Raw genomic sequence first — 6,659 nt, forward strand, 5'->3', positions numbered from 1 at the left:
GGACGGTTATCTAACTTGCCCTAATCTTTTTTTTAACAATAAAGTTAAATAGGATAATTACAAGGTTAAAATTTGAACCAGAACAAGTAGACCGTTATAATGAAGTTTAGTTAATTTTGTGTGAGGAAATAATTGTGTTAGAAAAATTCAAACCGACTTGGATGGTAAAAACAATTTATCAAGTGTCTCCAACGGAGTTGAAGCGTGCTGGGATTAAGGCCGTGTTAAGTGATTTAGACAACACTTTGATTGCCTGGAATAATCCCAATGGAACGCCACAATTGAGAAAGTGGATGGAAGAGCTTGAAGCAGCCGGGATTCCGCTGATGGTAGTTTCGAACAATAGCTACCAACGGGTTAAAAAGGCAGTTGCTCCGTTGGGATTGCCGTTTGTTTCACGAGCACTTAAACCGTTTGGAACGGGGATTAAGCGGGCTTGCAAGCAGTTGAACTTAACTCCGGATGATGTAGTAATGGTTGGCGATCAATACTTAACCGACGTCTTAGCTTCGCATCAAGCAGGGGTAAGGTGTATTTTGGTGAAACCATTAATCAGTAGTGATAAGTGGAATACTAAGTTTAACCGCTTTTTAGAAACATTTGTTAAACGGAGCTTAAAGAAAAAATATCCAACGATGGATTGGCAGGAGGATTTAGATGACTGACCAAGAAGAATTACGTTGTATTGGCTGTGGTAGTGTAATTCAAACGATAAATAAAAACGGTCTGGGATATACACCAAAATCAGCACTAGAGCGGGGACTAAAAAGTGGTGACTTATATTGTCAACGTTGTTTTCGCTTACGACACTACAACGAAATTGCGCCGGTTTCACTAACTGATGATGATTTTCTTGCCCTTTTAAACCAGATTCGGGATGCGAATGCCTTAATTGTTTATGTTGTTGATATTTTTGATTTTAATGGTAGTTTGATTCCTGGTTTGCATCGGTTTGTTGGAGATAATCCCGTTTTATTGGTTGGTAACAAAGAGGATTTATTACCAAGGTCACTTCGTCGACGGAAGTTAACGGATTGGTTACGGCAACAAGCTAATGAAGCCGGAATTCGACCATTGAAGACCATTTTAGTTTCAGCAAAGAAAAATCATCAAATTGATAATCTGTTAGATGAAATCGAAACTCTTCGGGGTGATCGGGACGTCTATGTTGTTGGAGTTACTAATGTTGGAAAGTCGACGTTAATTAACCAAATTATAAAGCAACGGACTGGGGTGCAAGATTTAATCACAACTTCGCGCTTCCCAGGAACAACGTTAGATAAGATTGAAATTCCGTTGGACGATGGGCATCAATTGGTTGATACGCCCGGAATCATTCACCAAGAACAAATGGCCTATGTATTACCACCTGAGGATTTACGGTTGGTGGCACCCCAAAAAGAAATTAAACCCCACACTTATCAACTAAGTGATGAACAAACAATTTTCTTAGGTGGAATTGGACGGTTTGATTACTTAAAGGGACCCAAAGTCGGGGTAGTAGCTTACTTTGAAAATAATTTGGTCTTACACCGGACCAAGTATCAAAATGCTGATCAATTTTATCAACGGCATTTAGGTGATCTTTTAGTGCCGCCGCATCCAGGAAATGAGAGTCAAATTCCGCCACTAGTCCGGTATGAATTTAAAACGCGACAAAAGAGTGATCTGGTCTTTGAAGGACTTGGTTGGATTACCGTTCCAGCAAACGTAACGGTCGCTGGATGGGCTCCCAAAGGAGTTGCGGTTTTACTACGGAAAGCAATGATTTAAAAAGTGAGGAAGAAAATGGAATTACGTGGGAAGCAAAAACGATTTCTAAGAGCACAGGCAAATCATTTACAACCACTGTTCTCAGTTGGTAAAAATGGTTTAACTCCAACTTGGGTTGCACAACTAAATGGTGCTTTGGACCGGCGAGAATTAATTAAGGTCAGTTTGTTACAAAATACGGCTGTGGATGTAGCTGATGTTAAAGAATATATTGAAGAGCATAGTGATATTCAAGTTGTACAAACGATTGGGCGAGTTTTAGTGCTCTTTAAACCGGCAGAAAAACCAGAATTTCAAGATATATCAGTTCAAGTTGCCAAGATTTAGGAGGCTTTAGTATGAGTCAGGTAACGCTTGAAACAATTCCCAAGGTTCAAGTTGAACCGATTCAAACTCACTCGCGCCGGAGAATTGGTCTATATGGTGGTACTTTCAATCCCGTTCATAATGCCCATTTAATGGTTGCTGATCAAGTTGGCCACGCCTTACGGTTAAATCGGGTTGATTTTATGCCCGATGCCATTCCACCGCACGTTGATAAAAAAGCAGCCATTGATGCTAAAGATCGAGTGGCAATGCTCCGTTTGGCGATTCAAGGTAATTCATTATTTGGCCTCGAATTAGCGGAGATTCAACGGGGTGGTGTTAGTTATACCTATGATACCATTAAGCAGCTAAAAGAAGCTCATCCAGAAAATGATTACTACTTTATTATTGGTGGCGACATGGTTGATTATCTTCCTAAATGGCACCGAATTAACGAACTAATCAAGATGGTAAATTTTGTTGCTGTTCGCCGTCCTGGGGCTAAAAACGAGAGTGATTATCCTGTAATCTGGGTTGATGTTCCTGAGGTTCAATTTTCTTCGAATGATATTCGCCAGCGGATAAAGATGGGAACTTCAATTCGTTATATGGTTCCCGACGCAGTTGCAAATTATATTGAGGAGCATCACTTATATCATGGCTAAAGAAATTAAGTATCAAAAACATTATTTACCATTAACCAGAATAGAACTAATTAATCGGTTAAAAGAAGCACTTAAACCAGCGCGGTTTAATCATGTTCTCCGAGTTGAGCAAACTGCCATCAAGTTAGCTAAGAAGTATGACGTTGATCTTGAAGCAGCAAGTGTGGCTGGCTTGTGTCATGATTATGCAAAACAACGACCAGATGAAGATTTTATTGCGGTAATTAAGGCTAAAAAGTTATCGAAGGAACTTTTAGACTATGGTAATGCAATTTGGCATGGTGTTGTTGGAGCTGAGTTAGTAAAAGATGAGCTTGGCGTTCAGAATGAAGAAATTTTGGATGCTATTCGCGAACATACCACGGGGGCAGCTTATATGACCCCATTAGCTCAAGTCTTATATATGGCAGATTATATTGAACCAGGTCGGGATTTTCCCGGTCTTGAAAAGGCACGGCAGTTTACAGAAACTAACCTTGGATTAGGAGTAGCTTTTCAAACTCAAGCAACGTTAACTTATTTGGCGGAAAACGGCAAGCCAATTTATCCCAAAACACTAGAAACCTATAATGCCTGGGTACCGAAATATAGAAAGGAACTTAAAAATAATGGATAGCAAAGCATTACTTGAAAAAGTTGTTAGAGCAGCTGATGGGCGGCGGGCAGAAGATATTGTTGCTATGCAAGTAGACCAATTGACCCCGATGGCGGATTACTTTGTTATGATGACTGGTGGTTCTAATCGTCAAGTACAAGCTATTTCAAATGCAATTATTGAAATGGCTCATGAAAATAAAATCGAAATTGGAAGTGTTGAAGGAAAAGATGCTGCCCAATGGATTTTGATTGATATGGGAGATGTTGTTGTGCACATTTTCCGTGAAGAAACCCGACACTTCTACAATCTCGAAAAACTATGGTCAGAGGCGCCACTAGTTAATTTGAATGATTGGTTAACTGACTAATGATTTATCAAACTTTTGCTCAATTATACGATGAGTTATTTGACCCTGAGATGTATGATAATTGGCGGCGATTGGTAGAAACTGAAGTCCCCGAAGGAAGCCAGATTCTTGATCTTGCTGGGGGAGCAGGGCGACTTGCGGTATTACTTGCGCAACAAGGTTATCAAGTAACGGATGCTGACTTTTCACCTGAAATGTTGACTTTAGCTGATCAACATCGCCAAGAAGCAGGTGTTGATATCAAGCTTATTGAAACAGACATGCGTAAATTAGAGGGGTTACCGGTGTATGATGCGGTAACTTGTTTTGCGGATTCTTTATGCTATCTACCTAATTTAGAAGCAGTTGAAGCTACTTTTCGTGCTGTCAAGGCTCATCTTATGCCCGGCGGAAAATTTCTCTTTGATGTAATCACTCCATATCAAACTGACGAAATTTATCCTGGGTACACCTATAATTTTGAAGCGGAAGATCATTCGAAGGCCTTTTTATGGACTACTTATGCAGATGAAGAAGTTCCGCATGGAGTAATTCATGATTTGGCTTTTTTTATTCAAAATGCGGATCAAACTTATAATCGGGTGGGTGAAACTCATTTTGAACGTACCTATGAATTAGAAACCCTAAAACAGGCCTTGGTAAATGCCGGATTTAAGGATGATTTAATTAAAGTTAAGGCTGATTTTGGCCATAAAAAAGTTCAGCCTAATACAACGCGATGGTTTTGGTTTGTCACTAACTAGGAGGAGCAAAGTTTGGATGCAGTTGGTTTAATTACTGAATATAATCCATTTCATAATGGCCATCAATATCATTTGCGAATCGCTCAGCAACTAACAAATGCCCAAGTAGTGGTTGCGGTAATGAGTGGAAATTTTACGCAACGTGGTGAACCGGCAATCCTCGATAAGTGGACGCGCGCCAAGTTAGCCTTAGAAAACGGGGTCGATTTAGTCGTTGAATTACCAGTCTTTGATGCCGTTCAACCTGGACAACGATTTGCAACGGGAGCTCTACGGTTACTTAATGATCTCAAAGTTAAACAGGTTGTTTTTGGGGCTGAACATCCGGAATGGAATTTTAAAAAATTAGGATCCTTTGAAAAAAAATTTCGTCATGATGATTTTACTGACTATCGGGAGACGTTTGCCACCCAGTTTAACGAAGCATTAGTTGAAAAAACCGGAATCAGTTTAACGGATCCAAACGATATTTTAGCCTACTCGTATTTTAAAGCCTGCCAGGAACATGACTGGGCGATTAATTTGATTCCCATCAAACGACAAGGAAAAGGATACCATGATCAAACCTTAGGTCTTTATTTGGCCAGTGCAAGTGGAATTCGGACGGCCATCAAAACTGGTCGGTCGATTAAAAATGTTGTTCCTAAAGTTACAGCTCAAGCTCTTGCTAAGCTAACGATCATCCCGAGTTGGCAAGTCCTTTATCCGATTTTGCGGAATCATTTAATTCAGTCACCAGTAGGTGAATTACAAAATATTTATCAAATGACAGAAGGATTAGAGTATCGTTTAAAGGAAGCTGCTCAACGTGAATTGGATTTTCAATCATTTTTACATGCAGCGAAGACGAAGCGCTATACTTTTGCCCGTTTACTCCGTCTATGTCTGTACACGACTTTGGAAATTACCACGGAACAAATGACAAATAATCAACCATATCACCATGTTTTAGCTTTTAATGATCGGGGCCGAGAATATCTTCATCAAGTAAAAAAACAACTGCAATATCCTTTGATTACAAAGGTCGATGCCGAGATGAAAGACCATTTGCTAGCCTTGGATTACCGAGCTGGAAAATTATATCAAAATTTTACCGCCGTTGAACAAGATGTGAAACACGCTCCACTAATTGACCTGTCAAGCAAAAAACATTGACATGGATTGCAACGCCGGGTATAATTAAACGCGTTGCATTAGGAGGAAAAAGATGGAATGGACATTAAGTGAACTTCGTCGTTTTGAAGATGAACCAATGCATCTTCAACGAACCCTTGATTTAAAGAATGCAATGAAAAAGCGATTTCCACAACAGATCCTGGCAATTAGTCCAGTTCAAGTTGATGGGTTCGTAACTTATGATCGTGGAGATGCAACAGTTGCTATGCAAATAAAGGCAACGGTAACGGTTCCTTCAACACGATCCTTATTACCGGTTGAGTTAGGATTAGATTTCTCGTTCACTGAATCATACACTAGTGATCCAGCCCATCTTGACCGGTATGATACTGAGAACGATTTAGTTTTTGTTCTTGCAGATGGCCAAACACCAATCAAGTTTGACGAAGCAGTGATGGAGAACATCATTGAACAAATTCCAAGTCGGGTATTAACTCCTGAAGAAAAGGCTGGGGCCTCAATGCCTAATGGAAAAGATTGGGACGTAAAAGAAGAAGGGTCCACCGATCAGGAGGAGACAAATTCTGTTGATCCACGGCTCGCTAAGTTAAAAGAATTATTTCCTGATCAGGACAAAGAAGATTAGCGAACGGTTAAAAACCAATTGTGGATAAATATAATAAACTGAGGAGGTGTAAAACATGGCTGTACCAGCACGGAAGACGTCTAAGACGCGGAAGCGCAACCGTCGGGGTCACATTAAGTTGACTGTTCCTGGTTTGGCACCATGTCCAAACTGCGGTGAACTTCGTAAGTCACACATGGTTTGTCCATCATGTGGTTACTACGATGGTGAACAAGTTGTTAATACCAACAACTAATCCCAATTAACGAAAAGACTCTCTTTAGGCGCCGGACCTAAGAGGGTCTTTTTTGGAATTAAATGAATATTAAGGGGTCTACAATATTTGGTACTGATAGGAGTAAAATCCTAGCAGTACCAATTTTTTTGATGTAAGCGGTGAATAACGACACGTCTATTAATCATATGGCTAACCCCCTATACTGAAGACATCAAATCTCAGTTAGGG

10 protein-coding genes are annotated in these 6,659 nt (G+C 40.1%); all 10 read left to right on the forward strand.

Annotated features, from left to right (window positions below; all coding sequences use genetic code 11):
• The first annotated feature begins 134 nt into the window (after positions 1–134).
• The 10 genes from H5993_RS04110 to rpmF are packed head-to-tail and all read left to right on the forward strand — an operon-like array spanning position 135 to position 6,449.
• On the forward strand, positions 135–665 hold the full coding sequence (locus tag H5993_RS04110; protein ID WP_180871802.1) for a YqeG family HAD IIIA-type phosphatase: 531 nt from the start codon (positions 135–137) through the stop codon (positions 663–665).
• On the forward strand, positions 658–1,773 hold the full coding sequence (gene yqeH, locus H5993_RS04115) for a ribosome biogenesis GTPase YqeH (protein ID WP_204776333.1): 1,116 nt from the start codon (positions 658–660) through the stop codon (positions 1,771–1,773). Before H5993_RS04110 ends, yqeH begins: the two co-directional genes overlap by 8 nt.
• Positions 1,774–1,788: 15 nt before the next feature.
• A complete protein-coding gene (gene yhbY, locus H5993_RS04120; RefSeq protein WP_204776334.1) occupies positions 1,789–2,100 on the forward strand; it encodes a ribosome assembly RNA-binding protein YhbY in 312 nt (103 codons plus the stop codon).
• 11 nt (positions 2,101–2,111) lie between these two features.
• Positions 2,112–2,744 carry a nicotinate-nucleotide adenylyltransferase gene (locus H5993_RS04125; RefSeq protein WP_204776335.1) on the forward strand — a complete coding sequence of 211 codons (633 nt, stop codon included), beginning with the start codon at positions 2,112–2,114 and terminating at the stop codon, positions 2,742–2,744.
• Positions 2,737–3,360, forward strand: coding sequence for a bis(5'-nucleosyl)-tetraphosphatase (symmetrical) YqeK (gene yqeK / locus H5993_RS04130; RefSeq protein WP_180871806.1), 624 nt, complete (start codon positions 2,737–2,739; stop codon positions 3,358–3,360). The genes H5993_RS04125 and yqeK overlap by 8 nt, the downstream gene beginning before the upstream one ends.
• Entirely contained in the window at positions 3,353–3,709 is a 357-nt protein-coding gene (rsfS, locus tag H5993_RS04135) for a ribosome silencing factor (RefSeq protein ID WP_204776336.1), read from the forward strand. The genes yqeK and rsfS overlap by 8 nt, the downstream gene beginning before the upstream one ends.
• A complete protein-coding gene (locus tag H5993_RS04140) occupies positions 3,709–4,452 on the forward strand; it encodes a class I SAM-dependent DNA methyltransferase (RefSeq protein ID WP_204776337.1) in 744 nt (247 codons plus the stop codon). Before rsfS ends, H5993_RS04140 begins: the two co-directional genes overlap by 1 nt.
• A 12-nt stretch (positions 4,453–4,464) precedes the next feature.
• Positions 4,465–5,607, forward strand: coding sequence for a nucleotidyltransferase (locus H5993_RS04145; protein WP_204776338.1), 1,143 nt, complete (start codon positions 4,465–4,467; stop codon positions 5,605–5,607).
• Positions 5,608–5,659: 52 nt separating this feature from the next.
• On the forward strand, positions 5,660–6,214 hold the full coding sequence (locus tag H5993_RS04150) for a YceD family protein (RefSeq protein ID WP_204776339.1): 555 nt from the start codon (positions 5,660–5,662) through the stop codon (positions 6,212–6,214).
• Positions 6,215–6,269: 55 nt separating this feature from the next.
• A complete protein-coding gene (gene rpmF, locus H5993_RS04155) occupies positions 6,270–6,449 on the forward strand; it encodes a 50S ribosomal protein L32 (RefSeq protein WP_180871811.1) in 180 nt (59 codons plus the stop codon).
• Positions 6,450–6,659 lie beyond the last annotated feature (210 nt).

Origin of the sequence: Limosilactobacillus alvi (genome assembly GCF_016900115.1) — a bacterium.
Classification (GTDB): domain Bacteria; phylum Bacillota; class Bacilli; order Lactobacillales; family Lactobacillaceae; genus Limosilactobacillus; species Limosilactobacillus alvi.